Origin of the sequence: Desulfamplus magnetovallimortis (genome assembly GCF_900170035.1) — a bacterium.
Lineage (GTDB): Bacteria > Desulfobacterota > Desulfobacteria > Desulfobacterales > Desulfobacteraceae > Desulfamplus > Desulfamplus magnetovallimortis.
Map to the genome: position 1 here is coordinate 144,442 of NZ_LT828542.1, position 21,995 is coordinate 166,436.

At 39.6% G+C, this 21,995-nt stretch carries 18 protein-coding genes and 1 pseudogene; 7 read left to right on the plus strand and 12 right to left on the minus strand.

Features of this window, described 5'->3' with window-relative positions; all coding sequences use genetic code 11:
* From MTBBW1_RS28245 to MTBBW1_RS30315, 3 genes are all read right to left on the minus strand, one after another.
* On the minus strand, positions 1 to 221 hold a 221-nt coding region (locus tag MTBBW1_RS28245), incomplete at its 3' end, for a hypothetical protein (protein WP_186441144.1).
* Between the two features lie 32 nt (positions 222 to 253).
* Entirely contained in the window at positions 254 to 1,018 is a 765-nt protein-coding gene (locus MTBBW1_RS07385; RefSeq protein ID WP_080801376.1) for a substrate-binding periplasmic protein, read from the minus strand.
* On the minus strand, positions 1,015 to 1,140 hold the full coding sequence (locus tag MTBBW1_RS30315; RefSeq protein ID WP_425430005.1) for a transposase-like zinc-binding domain-containing protein: 126 nt from the start codon (positions 1,138 to 1,140) through the stop codon (positions 1,015 to 1,017). Before MTBBW1_RS30315 ends, MTBBW1_RS07385 begins: the two co-directional genes overlap by 4 nt.
* A gap of 138 nt (positions 1,141 to 1,278) precedes the next feature.
* On the opposite strand from MTBBW1_RS30315, the gene MTBBW1_RS07390 reads away from it, so the two are divergent.
* From MTBBW1_RS07390 to MTBBW1_RS07400, 3 genes are all read left to right on the plus strand, one after another.
* Entirely contained in the window at positions 1,279 to 2,412 is a 1,134-nt protein-coding gene (locus MTBBW1_RS07390) for an AAA family ATPase (RefSeq protein ID WP_186441145.1), read from the plus strand.
* A 577-nt stretch (positions 2,413 to 2,989) separates the two neighbouring features.
* Positions 2,990 to 3,883, plus strand: coding sequence for a cohesin domain-containing protein (locus MTBBW1_RS07395; RefSeq protein ID WP_080801382.1), 894 nt, complete (start codon positions 2,990 to 2,992; stop codon positions 3,881 to 3,883).
* 130 nt (positions 3,884 to 4,013) lie between these two features.
* Positions 4,014 to 6,131, plus strand: a complete 2,118-nt coding sequence (locus MTBBW1_RS07400; RefSeq protein WP_080801385.1) for a right-handed parallel beta-helix repeat-containing protein — start codon at positions 4,014 to 4,016, stop codon at positions 6,129 to 6,131.
* Between the two features lie 97 nt (positions 6,132 to 6,228).
* Here MTBBW1_RS07400 and MTBBW1_RS07405 read toward each other — a convergent pair whose 3' ends face one another.
* The 3 genes from MTBBW1_RS07405 to MTBBW1_RS07420 form a co-directional block, all read right to left on the minus strand.
* Positions 6,229 to 6,639, minus strand: a complete 411-nt coding sequence (locus tag MTBBW1_RS07405) for a type II toxin-antitoxin system VapC family toxin (RefSeq protein WP_080801387.1) — start codon at positions 6,637 to 6,639, stop codon at positions 6,229 to 6,231.
* Positions 6,636 to 6,878: a FitA-like ribbon-helix-helix domain-containing protein gene (locus MTBBW1_RS07410; RefSeq protein ID WP_080801390.1), complete on the minus strand. Its 243-nt coding sequence runs from the start codon at positions 6,876 to 6,878 to the stop codon at positions 6,636 to 6,638. The genes MTBBW1_RS07405 and MTBBW1_RS07410 overlap by 4 nt, the downstream gene beginning before the upstream one ends.
* A 980-nt stretch (positions 6,879 to 7,858) precedes the next feature.
* Positions 7,859 to 8,191: a HigA family addiction module antitoxin gene (locus tag MTBBW1_RS07420; protein WP_080801395.1), complete on the minus strand. Its 333-nt coding sequence runs from the start codon at positions 8,189 to 8,191 to the stop codon at positions 7,859 to 7,861.
* Between the two features lie 447 nt (positions 8,192 to 8,638).
* Between MTBBW1_RS07420 and MTBBW1_RS07425 the strand changes: the two genes are divergently transcribed.
* From MTBBW1_RS07425 to MTBBW1_RS07440, 4 genes are all read left to right on the plus strand, one after another.
* Positions 8,639 to 9,508, plus strand: coding sequence for a DMT family transporter (locus MTBBW1_RS07425; RefSeq protein WP_080801396.1), 870 nt, complete (start codon positions 8,639 to 8,641; stop codon positions 9,506 to 9,508).
* A gap of 33 nt (positions 9,509 to 9,541) precedes the next feature.
* The gene (locus tag MTBBW1_RS07430) at positions 9,542 to 9,913 is read left to right on the plus strand and encodes a hypothetical protein (RefSeq protein WP_080801400.1); all 372 of its coding nucleotides are present in this window, start codon (positions 9,542 to 9,544) and stop codon (positions 9,911 to 9,913) included.
* 232 nt (positions 9,914 to 10,145) lie between these two features.
* The gene (locus MTBBW1_RS29940; protein ID WP_080801403.1) at positions 10,146 to 11,507 is read left to right on the plus strand and encodes a formylglycine-generating enzyme family protein; all 1,362 of its coding nucleotides are present in this window, start codon (positions 10,146 to 10,148) and stop codon (positions 11,505 to 11,507) included.
* Positions 11,508 to 11,530: 23 nt separating this feature from the next.
* Positions 11,531 to 12,133, plus strand: coding sequence for a formylglycine-generating enzyme family protein (locus MTBBW1_RS07440; protein WP_186441146.1), 603 nt, complete (start codon positions 11,531 to 11,533; stop codon positions 12,131 to 12,133).
* Positions 12,134 to 12,557: 424 nt separating this feature from the next.
* Here MTBBW1_RS07440 and MTBBW1_RS07450 read toward each other — a convergent pair whose 3' ends face one another.
* From MTBBW1_RS07450 to MTBBW1_RS07475, 6 genes and pseudogenes are all read right to left on the minus strand, one after another.
* Positions 12,558 to 13,949, minus strand: a complete 1,392-nt coding sequence (locus MTBBW1_RS07450) for an ATP-binding protein (RefSeq protein WP_080801411.1) — start codon at positions 13,947 to 13,949, stop codon at positions 12,558 to 12,560.
* Between the two features lie 389 nt (positions 13,950 to 14,338).
* On the minus strand, positions 14,339 to 16,240 hold the full coding sequence (locus tag MTBBW1_RS07455; RefSeq protein WP_080801416.1) for a glycoside hydrolase 5 family protein: 1,902 nt from the start codon (positions 16,238 to 16,240) through the stop codon (positions 14,339 to 14,341).
* A 90-nt stretch (positions 16,241 to 16,330) separates the two neighbouring features.
* A complete protein-coding gene (locus MTBBW1_RS07460; protein ID WP_425430006.1) occupies positions 16,331 to 17,683 on the minus strand; it encodes a hybrid sensor histidine kinase/response regulator in 1,353 nt (450 codons plus the stop codon).
* A pseudogene (locus MTBBW1_RS07465) lies at positions 17,684 to 18,000 on the minus strand (response regulator); the annotation flags it as partial.
* A gap of 18 nt (positions 18,001 to 18,018) precedes the next feature.
* Positions 18,019 to 20,391 carry an MASE3 domain-containing protein gene (locus MTBBW1_RS07470; protein WP_186441147.1) on the minus strand — a complete coding sequence of 791 codons (2,373 nt, stop codon included), beginning with the start codon at positions 20,389 to 20,391 and terminating at the stop codon, positions 18,019 to 18,021.
* 152 nt (positions 20,392 to 20,543) lie between these two features.
* Positions 20,544 to 21,671 (minus strand): GGDEF domain-containing protein, encoded by a 1,128-nt coding sequence (locus MTBBW1_RS07475; RefSeq protein ID WP_080801427.1) that lies wholly within the window; start codon positions 21,669 to 21,671, stop codon positions 20,544 to 20,546.
* Positions 21,672 to 21,995 lie beyond the last annotated feature (324 nt).

Here is a 21,995-nt window from a genome sequence, read left to right on the forward strand (position 1 = left end):
TTTGATATCCAGTAAAATCCAATAATAACCACTATTAACTCCAGAAATAGAGGCCAGTCTCTGGAGAGATTTATGGATGAATTGCTGACATCATTTATGTTAGTAATCAAAAATATCAACCCCACGCAGATAGCAGTTAAAAGCCAGCCTTCCCAGGATACCGGTATCCACATTCTGGAACTCATGCCCACAAACCAGCATTTGTTTTCGTCATTTTCCATTGGAGAAGCTCCTTTGCAGGAAACATTTAATATTATTGTCTATATTTACCATCAAGCAGATCATTATATAATTCGTCATATCTGCCTTCGTTTTTAAGAATCGTCAATCCTTGATTAAATATAGCAACCAACGCCTCACTGTTACCCATACATTTAGGAAACATAAGGGAAGCGGATGTTTCAAACAAAGGTCGGGCATCATAAGAGATCAAATCAGCCTGATCCACGGTAAATTGAGTCTGGAGAAACTCAAGACCTGTTAAAACATCCAGTGGAAAGATATCAATCCTGCCTGCCAGCAGTTTTTTAAAGCAGTGTTCTGTTTTAGGTGCGTTGTCCACTTTCAATCCTGCATCCTCAAGCATTTTTGTTGAGGTCTCCCCAATCATTGTTCCAATTCGATAATCTTTTAGATCTGTCATCTTCTCCCACTTCCGCATGGGTTTTGAACGCAAATGAAAAAAGACAACCTTGGCCTGCATGACAGGAAGACTTCTGTAGAAAAATTCACTATACTCCTTTTCCGTGTCCGCCCAGAAGGATGTAGCCTGATATTCTCCGTTTTTTGCCATCAGATAAGCTCGCTTCCAGGGTAGATAGTCAAAACTTACGGTATAACCTTTTTGCTTGAATGCTTCGGATATCAAATGATTTACAAAACCACCGTGGGGTGCAGAGGCAGATGTCCACGGAGCATACTCTCCACTTGAAATTCTTACTGAATTATCCTGTGCATACCCTGAAAGCGCTATTCCTGAGCAAAGGAAAATCATAATCAAACACAGTGTTTTTATCATATACAATCTTTCCAATAGTAATTTTGTTCCTTATTGCGCTTCTTACCATTTTTCTTTATATTTATCACTGAGCAAGCAGGGCATTTGAGTGTAATCTCTATCGTCATATTCTCAATATACATTCTTTTGAAGTTAATATTCAAATATTTATATATTTAAATCAGCATCTTTTTAAAATAATCACATGATTTTGACAACTCCTTTGCACTATGCAAAACTGGAATACTCCATTTAATTTACAATGTAACCATTGGAGCCCCATGAGTGAAAGAAAAAAGTTCCCTATCGGGACACAAGATTTTGAGACGTTAAAACGGAATTCCGAATTCTATTTGGACAAAACACCTCAGATGCATTCCCTTCTGGAATATGGCGGTCGCTATAATTTTCTCTCTCGTCCCCGTCGTTTCGGCAAAAGCCTTATGTTATCGGCTCTCAAGAATCTTTTCTTAGGCAAAAAAGAGTTATTTGAAGGTCTTTATATCTATGACAAGCTGGACTTTCAAAAATTTCCGGTTTTGCATCTCAGTTTTGCCGGATTCTCAGAAGGGAAAGATTTAGAGGAGTATATTAAGAATAAGGGTAAAGTGTTTATCGAAGATGAAGTCATCAAACTTCGGGATTTTGATTATTTTGATATTGGGGAAATCTTGGAGGAAACCAGTCAAAAAGCCGGACAACCTGTGGTGGTACTGGTGGATGAATATGACAAGCCTATCCTGGTAAATTTGAAAAATCTTAAAAAGGCCGAAGAGGTTAGGCAATATTTTCAGGATTTTTATGCTCCGGTAAAAGATAGTGATGAGTATATTCAGTTTTTCATGCTGACAGGACTTACCAAACTGATGAAGATGAACATATTTTCGGTACTGAATAATCTTGATGATATTAGTTTTGAAGAAGAAAACAGTGATATTGTTGGTTATACCCAAACTGAAATTGAGGCAAATTTCAGTGAAGAAATAAAGGCGATTGCCAAACAGCAAAATAAAGCCGATCAAGAGATTATGCAGCAAATCAAAGCAGAGTATAACGGTTATAATTTTGGGAATGAGTCCAATAAGCTGTATAACCCTTGGGATATAAACTCATTTGTTAAAAAAAGAAAATTCGGTTCATACTGGTCGGATACAGGCATTCCCAGTGCGATTAGCGACTATATCAAGGAGAACGCGATTGATGTACAACAGGTTATTGATTACGAAAGAGATAATAGTCTGATTGTCAGTGAAATGGATTTGCGCGTTCATAATCTGCAACGACTTCGACCGGAAGTGCTTTTTTTTAATGCGGGATACCTCACTATTCGCAACAAAGATGAACAAAATCATTATTATTTGAAATTTCCCAATAGGGAAGCCGAGCAAGCCATGTTGAAACAGCGGAAGTTATGATTAAAAAATAGCATCTTAAACACTCAAAATCGACATCTTATTGCTTTTTTAGAAGTTATTGCAGTTGTCTGAACCAGGATAACCAGGATGGATAGGATGCTCAGGATAGATAATCCTGCCTTATCCTGTTAATCTTGGGTATCCTGATTCAGACAGTATTGACAAAGCTCAAAAGAAAATAGGTGTCATCTTTGGCATCCTTCATATCAACCCAAAAGTAGTTTACACTTTTCGGAAAATTTTTGAACCATGATTAAAGGATTTAAAGATTAACATGATGAAAAATCAGGATAATCCCTTAATCATGAAAATCATGGTTCTGACAAAGTGTAAACAGGCAAATGAAAGATGCCTCATCTTTGAGTAAATAGGGAGACCACTGGCTGCAGGTTGATACTCAACTAAATTTGTAGTTCCTGATTGTATATCTTTTCCCAAAATCTTTAATCCCTCTTGCTTTAATGGCACATCTTCTGCATAAAAAATGGCAAAGAGAGTGCTTAACCTTAATTTTTCAACTGCAAATAATTAATGACAGAGACCTGCAAATTTTTAAAAACATTAAAGGAGAAAAACATTGAAAAACGAACATACTGAATGGCAAAAATCATCCTTTATGCTTCTCTTAATACTTTTTATAACCATATCATTGACACCTACCCAGGCAAAAGCTGAGCCGGAACTTTCCCTTTCATCATTGACAGTCAATGCCGGAGAAGCCTTTCAAATTGAGCTTTCCATTGACACTGACGGTCAGGAGATTTCAGCTATTTCCACTGATCTTAAATATGATCCTGCAATAATACAGATAACAGGTGCAGAACCAGGCCCTGCTGCCGACTCATCCGGAAAAACTGTCATGAGCAATGAGGTGGAGTCCGGTACATACCGTATGCTTATACTTTCACTTTCCAGCAATGCCTCTGTGGATGACGGAATTATTGCATACATAACAGGCACGATAAGCAGCAATGCTCCCGGGCATATATCAACAATCATACAACTTCCCACAGTTTCGGATCCAGATGCAAATCGTGTAATAGTGCAATTTGATTCAGCTTTTATCACAATAAATGGCAGTGACCTGCCTGATGAGATAACTGTAAATTCGGTATTGACAGAAGGAGCCTCTTCCATGTCAGTTTCTGCCGGAAGTTATATAAAAGCTTTTGGTTCACAGGGGGCAAACAGGCTTACCATATACTCCGGAGGGCGTGTTAACTGCCTTAATTTCATTGGTGCCAACATACTGGACATCAATGAGCCTTCATCAAATTTCACTCTACATCGTTCAGGCGCAATGGTGACACTATCAAGCAGCAGCGGCACCCTGATAAAGATTCCTGCTACTTTGACAACCCAGACCCTAAATTTTGAAGAGAGCAGTTTTGATCTTGTAATAGACAGCGGAAATGTCATGCTGGGAAACCAGGTTATAGGCCTTGATCAATCTTATATCAACACTCCTTAATGAAATAAAATTTTACTTCCATAAAAATATTGTAACACCTTAATTTTAAGGTCAACCACAAAGGTTTGCACCTACGGGTGAACTGCGTCCAACAGAGAGCAGAGCCGCCGACACAAAAAAGGAGGATAAAGTGATAAAAAAAACATTGCTGTACGAAAAGACAATGTTACCTAAAATTTCATGGAAACTGCTGTACGAAAAGACATTGACACCTAAAATTTCATGGAAACTGCTGTACGAAAAGAGATTGAGACCTAAAATTTCATGGAAACTGCTGTACGAAAAGAGATTGAGGCCTAAAATTCCATGGAAAACTTTTGCCTGTGCAATCTCTCTTTTATCACTTTTTACAGTGTCAGTACCAGCCGCAGAGCTTGAACTTTACCCCAACTTCCATGCCATGGGCGTGATTGTCACCCTTGAAGCTGGTGAAGACCCTGATTCCAATGCGGAAATTTCTGTAAAATATCGGGAAGCAGGGGGAGATTGGAGGCAGGCTTTTACTCCAACACGCACAACCTCTTTACAATTCATAGGCTCTCTTTTTTATCTGTCACCAGATACCCTTTATGATGTAAGTGTGGAGTTCAGTGACACTGCCGGCACCCTTGACGGTTTTGTACTTGAGGGAAGCAGAGCTACCCGAGGAAATATTGATATTCCATCCCCCATTAACAGCTACTTTGCTGCTCCTGATGGTGAAGGCATGGATTGTACCATCGGAATGCCATGCTCCCTTTCCCAAGCCATATCCATGGCCCAGGCAGGGGATGAGATTGTGCTTTCAGGGGGTACATATTACCAGGGTGGCTTTTCAATGCCCGTTTCCGGCAGCGAAGATACACCTGTGGTTATTCGGGGGATGGAAAACGAAAAAGCTGTGATAAGCGGTGCAGATCCCCAGATTTTTGTCTGGGAACCTGCGGGAAATGGCCTTTATATATCAGATATCAATGTGCCTGATACCCATCTTGTTACAGTGGATGGAGAGCGTCTTTTTCCCTATGAAAGCCTTGAAAGCCTTGAAAATCTAACCCACGGTATTTCAGGATTTTATTGCAGTGATACCCTTTTATACCTGCATCTGATGGAGGATAAAGAGCCAAATCTTTCTGAGGTTCTTGTATCCCGTTTTAACTATGCATTTATGGTGGAGCAGGATCATATTTTTTTCCTTGATATCACGTTTACCCATTTTGGCTGTGGAAGCTGGGCCAAAGCTATCTACCTAAATAATGCCAATGATATCCTTGTGCGCAACTGCACCTTTGCCGTAAATGACCTTGGAGTTGGCCTGAAACGCAGCTCATCACGCAATTTAATTGAGTATTGTGAATTTTATGATACCATTTTCCAATGGCCATGGCATCCTGTAAAGGATTTCTCCCACCTTGAGACCGGCGGTATAAGGTTTTATGACCCTGTAAATGGCCGTGGTAATGTTATAAGGCACAACACCTTCCACGACTATTTTGACGGATTTGGAGTGAGTCCGGAAAGTTGTAGTGAAATCACCAATGAAACCGATGTTTACGGCAACCTTGTTTATAATGTGGGTGATGATGGCGTGGAGGTTGATGGCAGAGCAGCCAATGTTCGCCTGTGGGACAATGAGTTCCAGGATGTTTTAATGGGTATATCACTTGCTCCTGTTTATGACGGGCCTGTATATGCAATTTACAATGTTATCCACAGGACAGGTGCCGGAAACAGCGAATACACAGGAAGCCCTTTTAAATTCAACAGTGGGTATGACAAATCAGGCACAATGTACCTTTTCCACAACACCTGTGATGCGTGGTATTCCGGTAATAACGGCATCTATATCAAGGCTCCGGGCACATGGGATAATATTGTATCCCGCAATAACATCTTTTCCGGTACTGATTACGCTCTTCATAACTACAACACAACACAGCCCGTGGATCTTGATTATGATCTTGTCTATACCAGCCGCACCGATGAATATATCTACTGGACAGGTGTAAACCCCAAACACATCCCTGATCTTCAAACTTTTCAATCCCTTACCTATCAAGAGACAAATGGGTTAAATGCAGAACCTGAATTTACAAATCCCCAAATTGCTGATTACAGCTTAATGCCTGACAGTTCTGCCATTGATGCCGGTGTTGTTCTGCCCGGAATAAACGATAATTATAAGGGCTTTGCCCCTGATTTGGGAGCATTTGAAAAGGATTTTAATGTATCAATATCAAATCCTGCAAATTTGAAAATTGAGTGGTAATAATCATTTTGAAATGAGTTTTTAATAACTTACCACCTTACTCCCCCTATCACAGACTTGCGAGGGGGAGTTTAGGTATCTTATTCGAAACTCATTCCTATACTTCTAAAGCAAGGTAGGACTCAAGGGAATGAGAAATTTGGGGAAAATTTTGAAGAATCTTTTTGTCTTGTGTGACAAGTTTGATTTTTAAATGCTCGGCTAACGCAACAAATTCACAATCATAGGCTGAACAGTCTGATTTAGACACCAAATTCATCACTTGTAATGAGGAAATTTGGTACTCTTGATTCGACATTAGGTCTTCAGCTTCTTGGAGAATAGCTATTATTGAATCAAATTCGTATAGTTCCTTTCGGAGATAGCCAGACAAGACATTCCTGAATTCACTTTTCCATAAAACAGGAGCTGCCCATTGTGGTTCCTGTTTCAATAATTGTTCAGCAAGATTTGAATACTTTGTGGGCAGGTAAAGATAACTGATTATGTTTGTATCTACAACGATCATGGCCGCCCTTCTTCGATTAGAGACTCAATTTCATCAATATCAGCATTTTTCGCTTTGAATTTACTTCTTAATTGGCGGGCATTTGTGATTCTTTTTTCAGCAGCTACTTTTTCAATCAGCAACTTTTTTTCAAGACATGCAATGATTTCAGAGTTAATACTTCTATGGTGCAATTGAGCAGAAAGCTTTAAATTCTCGTACAAATCATCTGGTATATTCTTTACAGTAATTGCCAGCATTGAGGCCTCCATATTAGAGTTTCGTTTTTACACTATTATGCTTTCTCAATCATACTAAGTCAATATCAGGTATATTCAAAATCGACATCTTATTGCTTTTTTTAGTTATTGAATTTGTCTGAACCAGGATAACCAGGATGGATAGGATGCTCAGGATAGAGATAATCCTGCCTTATCCTGTTAATCTTGGGAATCCTGATTCAGACAGTATTAACAAGGCTCAAGATGTTGTATGTGTCGGTTTTGAGGGTATAACAAATGCTAAACTCAGACTTTTACAATGCCGTTCCGTTCGCTGTACTCACGGCACAATTCAATCAAAATATGTAAATAAACATTACCTTGATGCTAACTTCGTTTACATTGACAGACATATCTTGTTTTTAAAGGGTGTTATTCTATTATTCTGTTAATGAAGTTTACAATATCTGTACTGCCTGAATCTTTTTAAATTGAATGGAGGTATTGATTATGTCTTGAATGGTCTTCAGGAGGGTGATATCAATGGAGATGGCGTGACAAATATACAGGATGTTATAATTCTTGTTGATTTTGTGCTTGGTGTATAAGCCATGACTTAATGGGGCGGAGATCTGTAATCCGCCCCTGGGTTTAAGTCTTCGTTACTCAAAATCGACATCTTATTGCTTTTTCAGAAGTTATTGCAGTTGTCTGAACCAGGATAACCAGGATGGATAGGATGCTCAGGATAGATAATCCTGCCTTATCTTGTTAATCTTGGGAATCCTGATTCAGACAGTGTTGACAAGGCTTACAAGATCATATGTGTCGACTTTGAGAAGATAGGTGATAACAATAGTCCCAATCCTGTATTACCCCCTGATAACTTGCGTATATTCTGAAATCAAAGAATCGGATAAAAGGTAATAACAGCCATTTGTCATGGTCTTTTATTTGAAATACCACACTCCCCCGCCCCCTCTCTATGCAGCCGGAATGCAACCCTTAAAAACAATCCGTCAAGGATGCATTGTTGATCCGTTAAGAGAAAATGACTGCATAGGCTTGATCTTGTTCAATGCTTTTTCTTCTGATTTCAATGCAGAATAGAGATCTCTTCTCAATTGGAGATTCATCCAAAAATCGGCTGTGTTGCCAAAGGCTTTACTAAGCCTTAAAGCTGTACTGGGTGTAATCCCACGCTTTCCGTTTATGATTTCATTGATCCTTTGATAGGGAACATTAATAGCATTAGCCAAATCTCGTTGAGTGATACCCATTGGCTTCAAAAATTCCTCCAGGAGCATTTCTCCGGGATGAGTTGGACTTCTATGAGTAGGTATTCTTACCATTGGAACCTCTTAAAATTATTCTTGAATGAGTATATCATAAATACAATAGTAATACGGATACCATGCTATTTCAAATGAGTTTTTCTTAAGATTGCTATGTTCAACTCGTAGTACAGTTTATATGAAAGTCTCGGTAACAGCCTGTTTTTAAAACGACTTTCATCTCTTCGATTGTGGCTATCATCAGCGATGTACGTTATAAAAAAACTGTTTTCAGAGATGAATATGGTTGGAAGTCACCGCATAATTCAACAGAGATATGACTCCAGACTTTGAATTTGACTAAAATATTATTAAAGTGTAGTGCTAATTTGTTATCTTCAATAATGATCTTGCATAATGTAGGGACAAATCCTCTGTGGTTGCCTCGTCGGATAGGCTTTTTGTAATATATTAAACATACTGCTTTTCTTATAACAGAAATGAACAATCTCGTGGAGTCAAATAATGCAAAAAAATTTTCAAGGGCTTTTAACCATACATATATCTGTCCTTCTGTTCAGCATGTCAGGATTGTTCGGCAAATTTCTTCACATATCTCCGAAACTGATTGTTTTTGGAAGAACTGCATTTGCAAGCATTGTGCTTGTCATGGTTCTGCATATCCTTAAGATTCCCGTCAGGTATAAGAACAGGAAAGATCTCATGGGATTTTTGGTCATGGGAGCCATTCTTGCTGTTCATTGGGTGACATTTTTTTACTCAATACAGATCTCCACCGTAGCCATAGGTCTGCTCTCCTTTTCATCATATCCTATATTTGTCACTTTTCTTGAACCATTATTTTTCAATGAAAAACTTCTTTTAAGAGATATTGGCATCTCTTTAATTGTATTTTCAGGTCTTGTTCTGGTGGTTCCCGAGTTTGACCTTTCAAACAACCTTACTCTGGGAGCCTTGTGGGGTACTGTTTCAGGCTTTACCTTTGCACTACTCTCCATACTTAACAAAAAATATCTTATAAAATATTCCTCACTCACCATAGCATTTTATCAGGACGGGATTGCATGCATGGCTCTTATGCCTTTTATCGGTGGGGAAATTTTCGATATAACTCCATACGATATAGGTATGGTTGCAATACTTGGTGTTGTTTTCACAGCCCTTGCCCATACCCTTTTTATACAGGGAATGGTAAGGGTGAAAGCACAACTTGCAAGCATTATCACTTGTTTAGAACCTGTTTATGGGATATTGTTTGCTATGGTTCTGCTGGGTGAAATCCCTTCAATCAAGGTTCTCGGTGGCGGAGTTATAATTATAGGCGGGATTTTGTACGCAACTTATCAATCAAGAGCCAATGCTTCCAATGTTTAGTCTTCACAATTCACCACTGGAGATCAATGTTATATGCTTTATTCACTTGCATTACCACTTTGTCTGATTTCCATTGGACTTCTTGTGACGGGTGTCATCCAGGAAAAACACTGGAGGCTTTATCTTCTGAAACTGGTTTGGCTGATTCTTTCAATTTTTGCTGCCTATTTTGCATATGAAGCATGGAAAGGCAGTATCTATTCTGAAAACTGGGCAATGATCGGCGTGATTTTTATTGTATGGCCAATCTCCGGATTTATATTTCTCTCCTCGGCATTGGAAATCTTCCTTCTCAGAAAAAAAAGAGAATATCATGCAAGAATCAATAAATACCTCTCTCTTTTTTTCATTATAATAGTTCTGCTTATTTCCTTTTCTCCTTTTCTCATAGAGTTCATTTCCTGACGGATAATACATAAGTCTCACTCTCTCTTGTATAATACCCGCCTGAACCAGGCATGACCAGAAAGACTTTTTAATTTTTTTTACATTGAGGCGAAAATTTGTTTTGCATCACTGTGTTCAATTATACCCTTAATTGACACAAAATATTAAAAAAAACGATGGGAGGAGAAAATGAAAAAATTATTTTGGCAATGCTTTTGTACGATTTTAATAACAAGTCTCTTTCTTGAAAATGCCAGCAACAACAACGCCCCAGCCCATCGTTTTTGATGATGACTCCAGAACATTAATAATTGATTCAGGATCTGTATTTCTGGGTGACCAGGTGATTGATTTGACTCCTGCCTCAATTGAAAATGAAGGTGGTACCGGTTACAGGGTGATTGAGTCGGCATCAGAAGAAATAGTGGCCAATGATGGAGGTTCTGTTACTACCGCGGGGGGAGCATCCCTTGATATACCTGCTGGAGCATTACCCTCGGATACAACATTATTGATTGAAGTGTTGGAAATAGAAAACGAATCAGATCTAATAGGTACCTGTTTGCGTATTTCTCCTGATGATATTATTCTTGAAAAGCCGATTACCATTACAATGCCAATACCCGATGAATTAACTGAAGATGATGAACTTGATGTTTATGAATTTATGGGTGATGATCCAGGGTATTATATACAAACAGGGGTCTATGCCACTGTTTATCCATCTTATTTTAAAACAACCCGTGGAACTAACACCGACTCTGCAGCTATGCTATCCACAAACACCCTTGGAGGTAAAATATTTGCCAAGATCTGTCATGCCGGAACATTCACCCAAATCTATGAGGATTATCTATTCAGGGGGTGCAGCAAAGAAGCATTTTTCGATAAAATAAATGACAAATATGACTTAAACACTTCTGAAAATATGCTGGAAAATGTCTCAAAACCAGAAATGAGAGCTTTTGTTGGAACATATTTTACTGAGATAGGAAATATTAATTCCGGAGATAACGTGAATGAAAACATTTTAACAACTGTCGCTGACAATATTCATGAAGGCAAAAAAATTGTCATATCGTTCGGAAGAAATTCAGGTGAGGAATATGCCCATACAGCGACAATTGTAGAAGACAAATGGGGTCAACTGCTAATCCGGAATACCTGCAATGTAGGCCCTGAACTTCGCGATAAATTGGGTGGCGGTGAGATTGTTGTTTATTATCCTTTTTCTGGTATAGATGAATTCCGGAAATTGAAATCATGTGTTGCCCTGGAAATTGGCATTTGTGGCAAACCCGGCTGCCTTGGTGATGCATCACAAAATGATCTGGGTATGAAAGTTTATCATCCACTTGAACAGAGATCATCGGGGGCATGGGGGGCAATTAAAATATATGTTGAGAATGCGGAGCCCACTGATAATCCCTGTGACACTGTTACCAACAACTTATTTGGTATGACCTTTGTTCGTATTGAGCCAGGCACATTCATGATGGGTTCACCAGAAGATGAGTGGGGTAGAGGCTCTGATGAACCTCTGCATGAGGTGACTCTGACCCAGGCATATTATATACAGACAACGGAAGTAACCCAGGGCCAATGGGAGTAACCCAGGGCCAATGGGAGGCGGTAATGGATAGCAATCCCTCATATTTCAGCAATTGCGGAGAAAATTGCCCTGTTGAAAGTGTATCTAAATATGACGTAAATAATTTTATTGATGCATTAAACAGCATGGGAGAGGGAACATATTCACTTCCCACCGAGGCCCAATGGGAGTATGCCGCACGCGCGGGCAGTACCGCTGCCTTTGCCAACGGAGATATAACTGAAAACGACAGTTATCAAAATCCTGACCCGAATTTAGATGCCATGGGTTGGTATTACTATAATTCAGATGCTGATTATTCTGGTTGTTATTCAACCTCCCCCATTTCTAATTGTCGAGGAACCCATCCTGTTGCTCTCAAGGCTCCCAACGCCTGGGGATTGTATGACATGCACGGGAATGTTTACGAGTGGTGTTCGGACGGCTATACCACAACCTATGGCGTGGGACCTGTACCAGACTCGGTTACGGATCCTTTAGGGAATCCTTCAAGTTCAGGTGATGTTGCCAAAGGAGGAGCCTGGGGTACCTCCAATAGTAGCTGCCGCTCTGCGAATCGCTACAATCCGGACAGTTGGGACAGCAACAACCGTAGTATAGGCTTCCGTCTAAAGTGGATGCCTTAGAACCTGTTTATGGGATATTGTTTGCTCTGATTCTGCTGGGCGAAATTCATTCAATCAGGATTATTGGGGGCGGAGTTATTATTCTCAAAATCGACAACTATAACATCTTGAGCCTTGTCAATACTGTCTGAATCAGGATTCCCAAGATTAACAAAGATAAGGCAGGATTATCTATCCTGAACATCCTATCCATCCTGGTTATCCTGATTCAGACAAATGTAATAACTGCTGATAAAGCAGTAAGATGTCGATTTTGAGTATTATTATTAGCGATATTTTGTACGCCACTAATCAACAGCAAAAAAGTGCATCTTTCATATCATGCCAAAAATTCTTTACATTTTTTTTGGTGCAGGTTCCGGTAGATGTCAAGCATGAACACTCACGGAATTTTAGGAAAAAAATGAAACCTAACAAAGTAGAACTAAACAATCTTCAAATATAGAGAGGTGTTCTGTTCTGCTAATTGCAATAGAGCTTCTGAAAATCCTGATTTACTAAATAAAATATAGTATTTCCGGGCATCTGCATGCCACTTCACTTTTTGGGATTTCTCTTTCAGCCAGTAAAACAGTTCCACATCTGTTTTTTGCTTCGTATATTTACATTCTCCAAAAATAATTTTATTCTCATCATCTGACAGTGCGACAATATCAATCTCTTCATTTTTGTTCCACCATGTTCCCGATTTCAAAATTTTGAAATCAATCTCCCCTTTGCTGCTGAGATCAAGCAGTTTTTCCCTGCAGATCTCTTCATAAACAAAACTGACGTGGTTATCACGAAAATTCTGTTTTAGCTTATCTACAACAAAGTCCCGCTGATCCATCTCCAGGAAATGCCGATAAGGGTAAACAAACTTGAACCAAAAGGTGATAAAATTATCCTTAATCCGGTAGAGTCCTTTTTTGCTTTTTTCCGGATTTTTCTCTGTGACCGGTACGATTCGTTCCACAAGATCAAGCTCCATAAGCGTCTTTAAATATTTTGTCATGCCGCTTTGATTGATTCCTAAATTTGCTGAAATTTTTCCTATTTTATGATTTCCAGCGGCGATGGATTTGATAATTGAAAAGTAGGTCCCGATCTCCCCGACCTCTCTTTCGAGCAGAAAAAAGGGTTCTTCATACAAAAAACTTTGTGGGGCTAAAATATTGGTTTTAATTGCTTCAAAGATATCCGACAATGGTCTGAACAATTCAATGTATTTGGGCACACCTCCGGTCACAGCATAATACTCTATAAGATCAATTTTTTTGGGGCTTTCAAAGAACTGATCGTAATAGGAGAATGGAATCTGCTTCAATCGGATCTGTCCGGTTCGTCGGCCGTATAGGGGACTTGAGTAAGATAGGGTTTGCTGAACCATCATGTTGATAAGTGATCCGCATAAGATGACCATGATGTTGCTATTAATCAACAACTCATCCCATACCTTTTGGAAAATTGATGGGAATGCTTTATTTCCTTTTCCGAGATATTGGAACTCGTCAATGACCAAAATTTTTCTTTGATTGGGCAAATGAAGATTGAATAGGGAAAAGATATCATGCCACTCCAGAATCGCTGCTTTCTGTAATAGAAAATTGCCAGTCATCTCAGCCAATTGATGCTGAAACGTTTTTTTATTTTCATTTTCTGATTCTTCAGTTGCCAAAAAATATAGGGATTGTTTATTTTTGATAAACTCTTTAATCAAGGTGGTTTTGCCAATCCGTCTTCTACCGTAGAGAATAATAAGAGATGATCTATTTTGATCATATTCATCTTTTAGGTATTGTAACTCTGAAATTCTATTGACAAAATGGTTTTTCATAGCAGATGCTCCAGATTATTATAATTTGAATTATAATAATCTGAATTATAATTGATGTCAAGTCGGATACTTTGGAGTCTCTGCATTATATGAAATTCCTGGCATCCTTTATACTCAAAATCGACATCTTATTGTTTTTTGAGCGGTTATTGAATTTGTCTGAATCAGGATAACCAGGATGCTCAGGATAAATAATCCTGATTTATCCTGTTAATCTTGGGTATCCTGATTCAGACAGTGTTTACAAGGCTCAAAAGATCATAGCTGTCGGCTTTGAGTTTATATGGCTCCAAAGGTACTTTACACTTTTTTGTGAGAGATTCCGGCAAATTAGAGCTTTCTCTTTGTAAAGTATAAAGCAGAGAGGCATGCCGAAATATCATAGATTATCAAAATTTCAATAGAACAGGCTCCTGCGTTAAAACAAGAGTGCTCTGATCTCCCACACTATCCCATGTATAACTTCCATCATCATCTGGCACAACAGATGTCATCTGGATTGCTCCATCAGGAATATCGTAACTTCCGTCTCCCCAGACAACACAATAACGGTTACCTGGTGCAGTTGTAATCTGATATATATTTGCACCAGCAGGATCAACATAAACAGCCTCTACTTTATCAAACGGAATAAGCTCACTTGTCAGAAGCTTCAATGCAGAATAAGATGGGTGAAGCTCTCCAAGATCGCTTCTTATGCCATATAAACGCCAGTTGTTGGTTGGAGTGTCCTGGGAATCAATGTATGTATGCCATAGTACCAGAGAATCACCCATTGCATATGCAGGAATTATACGGCGAAAAATATCTGATGCCTGGGATTCATAGGAATTTGGATAATCTGTTCTTACGGTAAGAGTACTGCTTGCAGTTGAGCCTGTCTCGGTAAGCCAAACCGTTTTATCTTCCAGATTGTTCTGCTCCATAAATATTGAAAGGGACGCTCTTCTATATCCGTAGCTCTGCCACTCAGGGTAATAATGATAATTTATAACATCAAACCAGTCAGAGCCGCCTCCGTCAATTACCCCTTTCAGCCACGTATTTACGGTATAAGCATCAAGTCCGCTTATTCCAGGCATTACTATAACAGCATAAGGATCCCTCTCTTTTATAAAAGCTGCGGCCTGTGACAAAAACAGCCCCTGCTCCTCGGGAGAGTAACCACCTGATGGCGGAGGAACCATGTTGGGATAAGGGTTTGTCACTTCAGGTTCGCCTGGATCATATGCCCTCCAGTGATCCATTTCATTTCCAAGCTCCCAGTATCTTACATATTTGCCGTAACGTTCTATGACTTTTTCAAGATAATCCTGTGCTTCAGAGCCTAATGTTTTTTGAAAAGCGGCTGACTCTGTTTCCCATGGGGGTGTTCCCGATGCAAACTGCATGGTAAACAGAGTTACTACAGGTTCAAAGTCAAGGTTTGTAATTACAGTGTCAGCTTCCTCAAAATGCCACTGATCATCTTCAGGTTCAACAATATCCCATAGCAGATCTGCCATGACAAACTGGCGGTAAACATGTATGCCCATCTGCTCAAAATCATTAAAAATCCAGTCTGGCTGCAAATAACTGGTATCATAATTGGCACCTTCATCAGGAAGGTTGTTTGCATAAAAACGTATAAAATTAACACCAATTTGAGGCAGTTCAGGGCGAGAAGAAAGAATATCTTCACAACCTGCAATTGAAGCTGCATCGGTACCAATAACCTGATCTCCAAGCATTACTTCTCCTGAAGTGATGACAAGCGAAAACTCAGAGGCACTAAGATCATCAGGAATATCATCAGTTTTATCAAAAGCGGGCTTGTCACATGCAAAAGAATAAATATCAACGACATCCCGGGAATTTGAATAGGATACCCCATGAACATATTCAGAAACATCGTCTGCCTGGAAAGTGCTGTCAAATATTATGCTTTGAGGTGTCTGGGTTGCAGGGATTTTCAAAGAGGTTCTGTCATCTCCCTCAAAAATAACTGTCGCACCGGAACGATATACAGTAAATAGGCATGGGTTGGATTTTATCGTAACAACATTGCTTCCTGGAAAATTTATCAACCTTGCATCAGCACCAGCCGCAACTGTCAGATTGTTTGCATCAGCCGTTCCATATATTGTAACCAACTCCCCTGCTGACACATTGGCGCTAAGAGAATCAGAAGTGAGAACAGTAATATTTTCAATTGCATTCAGTTTAGAATAATAAAAAAGAAGGATAAGAAAAAGGATTACAGCAAAAATGATGGTAACGAGATTATTGATTCTATTATTGACAAAAATCATATTCACTCCCTGCAATAATATTTTTTTACCGTGAAAATACCCTTACCATTTTCATGGTCAGGGGTGGCAGTTGAATTCGGCCATGAAGGTTTATGAATCATATAAAATGGCCTTTTTCAGAGCGCCTTTCAGGTCATCCATGGAAAAAGGCTTATGCAGAAAAGCCTGGGTTTTCACAGAATCCTCACGGGACATGACAAAGGCTTCATCATGACCGCTTGCCAAAATAGCCGGCAGATTCGGTTGAATTTCTCGTATTTCTGCAAGGGTCTCCCAGCCATCCAGACCAGGCATGGAAAGGTCAGTGATCAAACAGGAAATAACATCCTTATTACGGCGAAAAATCTCTACGGCTTCATCTCCGCTTGAAGCTTTTACAACTTCAGCTCCCAGTTTTTTAAGCATTGAGGCTGTCATATCAAGAACCATTTTATGGTCATCCACAAGAAGTACTTTTACTCTCTGAGAAGCCTCCGGTACCCTGACAACAGTTTCAGAATCCCGAACTGCATTGCCTTCAAAGACGGGGATAAAAATTCTAAAAGAGCTGCCATGCCCTATCTCACTTTTTACACCAATCATACCTTCCCACGATTTAACTATACCAAAAACAACCGGCAGTCCCAATCCCCGTCCAGTAAACTTTGTCGTATAAAAAGGTTCAAACAATCTATAAATATCTTCATTACTAATACCGCATCCTGTATCAGTGACATTTAAACATACATATTTTTCTGAAACGGGCGTATGATTTATAGGGAAAAGTATAACATCAGAAATTTCGGAAGCTAAAATGGTTTTGACAGTTATTGTGACAGCACCATGGTTTTCAACTATGCTTTCAGATGCATTGATAAGAAGATGATTAATAATCTGCTGCATCTGGCTTTTATTAGCATTGATAATAATCTCGTTATCTGCAAAAACAGTTTCAATATTAATGCCGTTCCTGATTAGTGTTTGAAAGGAAGAGATTTTGTTCCTGCAGAATTCCACAATATCAAGAGGCTCACGCACTGACTTGGTCTGCCCAAGATAGGTAAGCATCATGCCACTGATATCAGCGGCCTTACGGGCAGCTTCCATTGCTTCTGTAAGATTATTTTTTAACGGCGAGTAGATGGGCAGGTCATTCAAGGCAAGTTCAAGATGACCTGTAACAACATAAAGATAATTATTAAACAGGTGTGCAATTCCTCCTGCCATTCGGCCAAGACTCTCTGCATTTTTAAGCCTTAAGTTTACGGCCTCAAGCTCTTTCTGCTTGGCTTGTGCCTTTTTACGTTCCCTGATTTCGTTTTCAAGGCGGGCATTCTGGTCAGCCATTCTACGGTTCTTGGCTTCAAGCTGCTTTTTCAAGGTATGGATTTCCAGATGGCGGTTAATTCTTGCCAGAACTTCTTTGGACTGAAAAGGCTTGGTGATGTAATCCACAGCACCCATCTCAAAGCCCCTTACCTTATCTGCTTCCACAAAATTTGCAGTTAAAAAAATCACAGGTATTTCAGAAGTGACAGGATCACTCTTTAATTTTGACAAACTTCAAAGCCATCCATGCCAGGCATGCAGATATCAAGAAGGATAAGATCTGGTTTTCCATGTAGTGCCTTGTAAAGGCCGCTTTCGCCGCTTCTGGCAACCATAAAATCAAATTTCCACATCTTAAGATGCTCTGTAAGCACAGCCAGATTGGCAGGATTATCATCTATAATCAAAAGAGTATGATCTTTGTCAGCCAGTTCGTTTTTTATTGATTCCATAACTATACCATCCTCTTATTACATTTTATCCAGCAATGACTTAACAAGCGCCACAATCTCTTCATCATCAAAGGCCACTGCCATTTTGCGAATCCTCTCTGCAAAGTCAGAATAGCGTGAATCTCTTGCCTTGATTTTTTCCGTCAGATCCTCAATTTGTGCAATCTTGCCAAGTACGGCAAGCTCGTAGAGCATTTCAAGATCTTCACGGGGCGGAAAAGAGAGCTGGCTCAAATCAACTTCGGATAGATGATTTAATGACTCTTCATCCTGCTTTTGGGGGTTTTCATCCATATATATCCATTCAATGTTAAGATGAGAGGCTATAAAATCAAAAAGCACTTCTGATTCAACGGGTTTGGATATAAAATCGTTACACCCGATCTTTTTACTTTCCGATTCATCAAGGGGATAGGTGCTTGCAGAGACAGCAAGAACAGGTGTTTTTGAAAATACTGGATCACGGCGAAGCTGAGAGACAAAGTCAAAGCCGTTCATTACAGGCATCACAAGATCAGTTATAATCATGTCAGGTTTCATTTTTGCAAGCATATCAAGAGCAATTTTGCCATTTTCTGCCATATGAACAACAAACCCTGCCGGCTCAAGCATATGTGCAAGCACCATGCGATTTTCAAGGATATCATCAACAACAAGAATTGTCCTGCTGTTTCCGGCATAACCCACTATTGTTTTTGGACAGGAAATAGCTTTATCATTGATACTTTTTGCATCTGTCACAGGAAAAAACGCTTCAAACCAGAAAGTACTGCCTTCTCCGAGGGTACTGTCAACCGAGATCTTTCCTCCCATAAGTTTTACAAGCTGCTGGCTTATGGCAAGACCAAGCCCTGTACCCTGGAGACGGAGCTGGTTTTCACCCACCTGTGTAAAAGGAGAGAACAAAGTACCTATATGCTCAGACGCTATACCCACACCTGTATCGGTAACTTTAAAGACAAGGGAGACTTGAGTTCCATATTCACCATCAATTCCGGTAGAATCTGGTGCTGTATCCTGGCCTGAAACTGCCATTTTTTCTGAAACTCTGCCTTTGCCTTGGGCTGAAGGATATACTGATACAGTTACTGTTCCTCCTTTGTCAGTAAATTTCACAGCATTACCAATAAGATTCAAAAGCACCTGGCGCAAACGGGTTTCATCAGCAACAATACCCTCCGGAATGGCTTCATCAACATCAAAAGACAAAGTCAATCCTTTCTGACGGGCACGCATCCTTATGATACCCTCAATGCTGTCCAGGAATCCTGCAAGACCGAATTCCACGGGATTTAGCTCCATTTTACCGGCTTCAACTTTGGAAAGGTCAAGTATGTCATTAATCAGGGTAAGAAGATGCTGGCCACTCTTTTCTATAATGGTAAGCCCATCTTTCATGAAGGTTGTGGCTTCTGGGCGATGGGTTAAAATCTGGGCATAACCAAGAACACCATTTAAAGGGGTACGCAACTCATGGCTCATGTTGGCAAGAAAAGCGCTTTTTGTCCTGCTGGCAGATTCTGCTTTATCTTTTGCAATCAACAGTTGCTGTTCATTCTCCTTAAGTCTTCGGAACATGACATGAAAGGGATTTCTCAAACCTGTGGAGATTATTGCACGGTAAATCATGTAAAATGAAAAAATTTTAAGATAGTGGCCAATCTGGTTGAACTGACCGTAATTACTGACATAGAGGGTAAAACAGAACTCACTTAAAATTGTTGCAGCCATTGACCACATAAGCAGTCTGTAAACAGAAGGGTTAAATGATTTTCGCTGCCCGTAGAGTACCAGTGCCGTTACCACAAGTATGGAGATAATTATATATTCACTTATGATCTTGAAGCTTGTCTGATAACCTGTGCCGTCATCGTAATTTTGTACAAAACAGACAGGAAAATTCTGCCAGTAAAAAACAGACAAAAGAGTCAAAATAGTTACAACAAAAAACAGTGCCATTAACCAGACATACGGGATACGGGGAAATCGGCGGTTCCGATCACTGAGAAGTGCAAACCCAAGCAGGGTAAGACTTTCAATATAGCGCGCAGCAATCCAGAGTTGATTGGCATAAAAGGCATCTCCTGTAAAAATATTCATCCCTTTATAGGACATGGTATGAAAGAGATCCAGAATGCCGATAAAAAGATATGCTATACCAAGATAGACAAGATTTGGCTCTTCTGTATAGTCCCTTGTATTCCATGAGACAATGAAAAGTGCAAAGGCTATCATGATACTGAAAATCTCGGAAAGTGTATGAAACAGCAGATAACTGTGGTTTTTTGATTCATACAGGCTTAATACCACAACAACCAGAACAACTGCATTAAACAATAAAGTTCTATTGTTATTACTGACCTGTAAATTGTCAATGTCTGTAGCGTTCATGGTCACCTCCATTTAAGAGTGGGTCTTAAACAACTTGCACTTTTTAAAACAGTCGGCCATTACAGGCCGGCGTTTGGCAATTCTGATTGAGAGTCTTATTTTGTGCTCATTTCAGCATTTTTAATTTATCGTTTTACGCTCCATACATCTTCTTATGGCTGAACAGATCTCACGCAGTTTTTTCCTGCATTTTTTGCAGCATAAACTCCGCCATCAGCAGCTTTCACAAGGTCGTCACAAAGTTGCATATCAGAAGAACGGGCAGCCACACCAATGCTTACACTGCCATACCATACCCCCTCGCCTGCGGGCACACGCAGCTTTGATATTTTTTGCTGAACTATCCCCCCGATATGCATGGCTCCTTCATGGGAAGTATCAGGGCAGATTATCAAAAATTCATCCCCTCCAAGACGGCACACAATATCATCTGAACGTACAGCATAACAAAGCTCCTTTGCAAGTTTCTTTAATACCACATCTCCGGCATCATGACCAAAGTTATCATTAATCTGCTTGAATCCATCAGCATCTATCAACATACATGCCATAGGAGAACCGCTTTTTGAAGAGAGTGTCCACAATTTCTTCATCTGTTCCATGGCATATCGGCGATTTGGCAATTCAGTTAAAACATCTGTCATGGAAAGAGCTTCAAGGTGAAGATTGGCTTCATGCAGCTCCCTGGTTCGCTCCTGAACTTTAGCTTCAAGGGTTTCATTCAGCCTTAAAAGCTGCCTATTACGTTTAGACACTTCTTGAAACAAACCGTTTAAAGCCACAATCAGAGGCTCCTTTGTATTGTCTTTCTCTGAATTTTCTGCATTATAAGCAGCCTCCGGTGTCATACCTGATTCAATAGCTTTGATCTGCCTTGCCATATTTTTATCAGCACCAAGAATGTGATAGGCAAGCCAGTGAATCAAAAAGCGAAACAGTGAACGAAGATTATCAATATCAAGTTCATTGGAAACAATACTATCTGAAAGCCCATCTGTTATGTTGGATATCTCCTGCAAAAAATGTCTGTGATCATCACAGTGCTCATTTACATGGTGTCTATCCACACCAGCCAGAAAAAACATATCCTCCTCTTCCTTAAAATGGTAGTGAGAATAGTCGTTTAGCTCCTTAAAAACTGCCTGTAGTAAATCAAAACTGAACTCTTCCTGTACAAGAAGATCGCCAAACCGATTTATAACTTCAACAAGATGACGATGCTGTCTGTCCACTTCAGGCAGATCAATAACATAATCCTGACTCCAACAAAATGATTCCATTCATATAGCTCCTTTTACCGTGAAAATGATTATCATTTTTATAGTTGGGGGTGATTGATACACATTCATGCCCGTTTACCATGAAAATGACTATTATTTTTATACTTGGTGGCAATCAATACACAAACATGAGTGTTACCGTGAAAATGACTATCATTTTTATATTTAGGGGTGATTGATACGTAATCAATCATGCCCGTTTAGACGTATTTTAAACTCAAAATCGACATCTTATTGCTTTTTCCGAAGTTATTGCAGTTGTCTGAACCAGGATAACCAGGATGGATAGGATGCTCAGGATAAATAATCTTGCCTTATCTTGTT

Excerpts from the sequence above, each read along its gene's own strand:
- MTBBW1_RS07440 (WP_186441146.1), top strand. The coding sequence starts at position 11,531 with ATGGATAGCAATCCCTCATATTTCAGCAATTGCGGAGAAAATTGCCCT.
- MTBBW1_RS07460 (WP_425430006.1), bottom strand. The coding sequence starts at position 17,683 with ATGGGTGCTGTGGATTACATCACCAAGCCTTTTCAGTCCAAAGAAGTT.
- MTBBW1_RS29940 (WP_080801403.1), top strand. The coding sequence starts at position 10,146 with ATGCCAGCAACAACAACGCCCCAGCCCATCGTTTTTGATGATGACTCC.
- MTBBW1_RS07475 (WP_080801427.1), bottom strand. The coding sequence starts at position 21,671 with ATGGAATCATTTTGTTGGAGTCAGGATTATGTTATTGATCTGCCTGAA.
- MTBBW1_RS07430 (WP_080801400.1), top strand. The coding sequence starts at position 9,542 with ATGCTTTATTCACTTGCATTACCACTTTGTCTGATTTCCATTGGACTT.
- MTBBW1_RS07405 (WP_080801387.1), bottom strand. The coding sequence starts at position 6,639 with ATGATCGTTGTAGATACAAACATAATCAGTTATCTTTACCTGCCCACA.
- MTBBW1_RS07425 (WP_080801396.1), top strand. The coding sequence starts at position 8,639 with ATGCAAAAAAATTTTCAAGGGCTTTTAACCATACATATATCTGTCCTT.
- MTBBW1_RS07390 (WP_186441145.1), top strand. The coding sequence starts at position 1,279 with ATGAGTGAAAGAAAAAAGTTCCCTATCGGGACACAAGATTTTGAGACG.
- MTBBW1_RS07385 (WP_080801376.1), bottom strand. The coding sequence starts at position 1,018 with ATGATAAAAACACTGTGTTTGATTATGATTTTCCTTTGCTCAGGAATA.
- MTBBW1_RS07450 (WP_080801411.1), bottom strand. The coding sequence starts at position 13,949 with ATGAAAAACCATTTTGTCAATAGAATTTCAGAGTTACAATACCTAAAA.
- MTBBW1_RS07455 (WP_080801416.1), bottom strand. The coding sequence starts at position 16,240 with ATGATTTTTGTCAATAATAGAATCAATAATCTCGTTACCATCATTTTT.
- MTBBW1_RS07420 (WP_080801395.1), bottom strand. The coding sequence starts at position 8,191 with ATGGTAAGAATACCTACTCATAGAAGTCCAACTCATCCCGGAGAAATG.
- MTBBW1_RS30315 (WP_425430005.1), bottom strand. The coding sequence starts at position 1,140 with ATGTATATTGAGAATATGACGATAGAGATTACACTCAAATGCCCTGCT.
- MTBBW1_RS07470 (WP_186441147.1), bottom strand. The coding sequence starts at position 20,391 with ATGAACGCTACAGACATTGACAATTTACAGGTCAGTAATAACAATAGA.
- MTBBW1_RS07410 (WP_080801390.1), bottom strand. The coding sequence starts at position 6,878 with ATGCTGGCAATTACTGTAAAGAATATACCAGATGATTTGTACGAGAAT.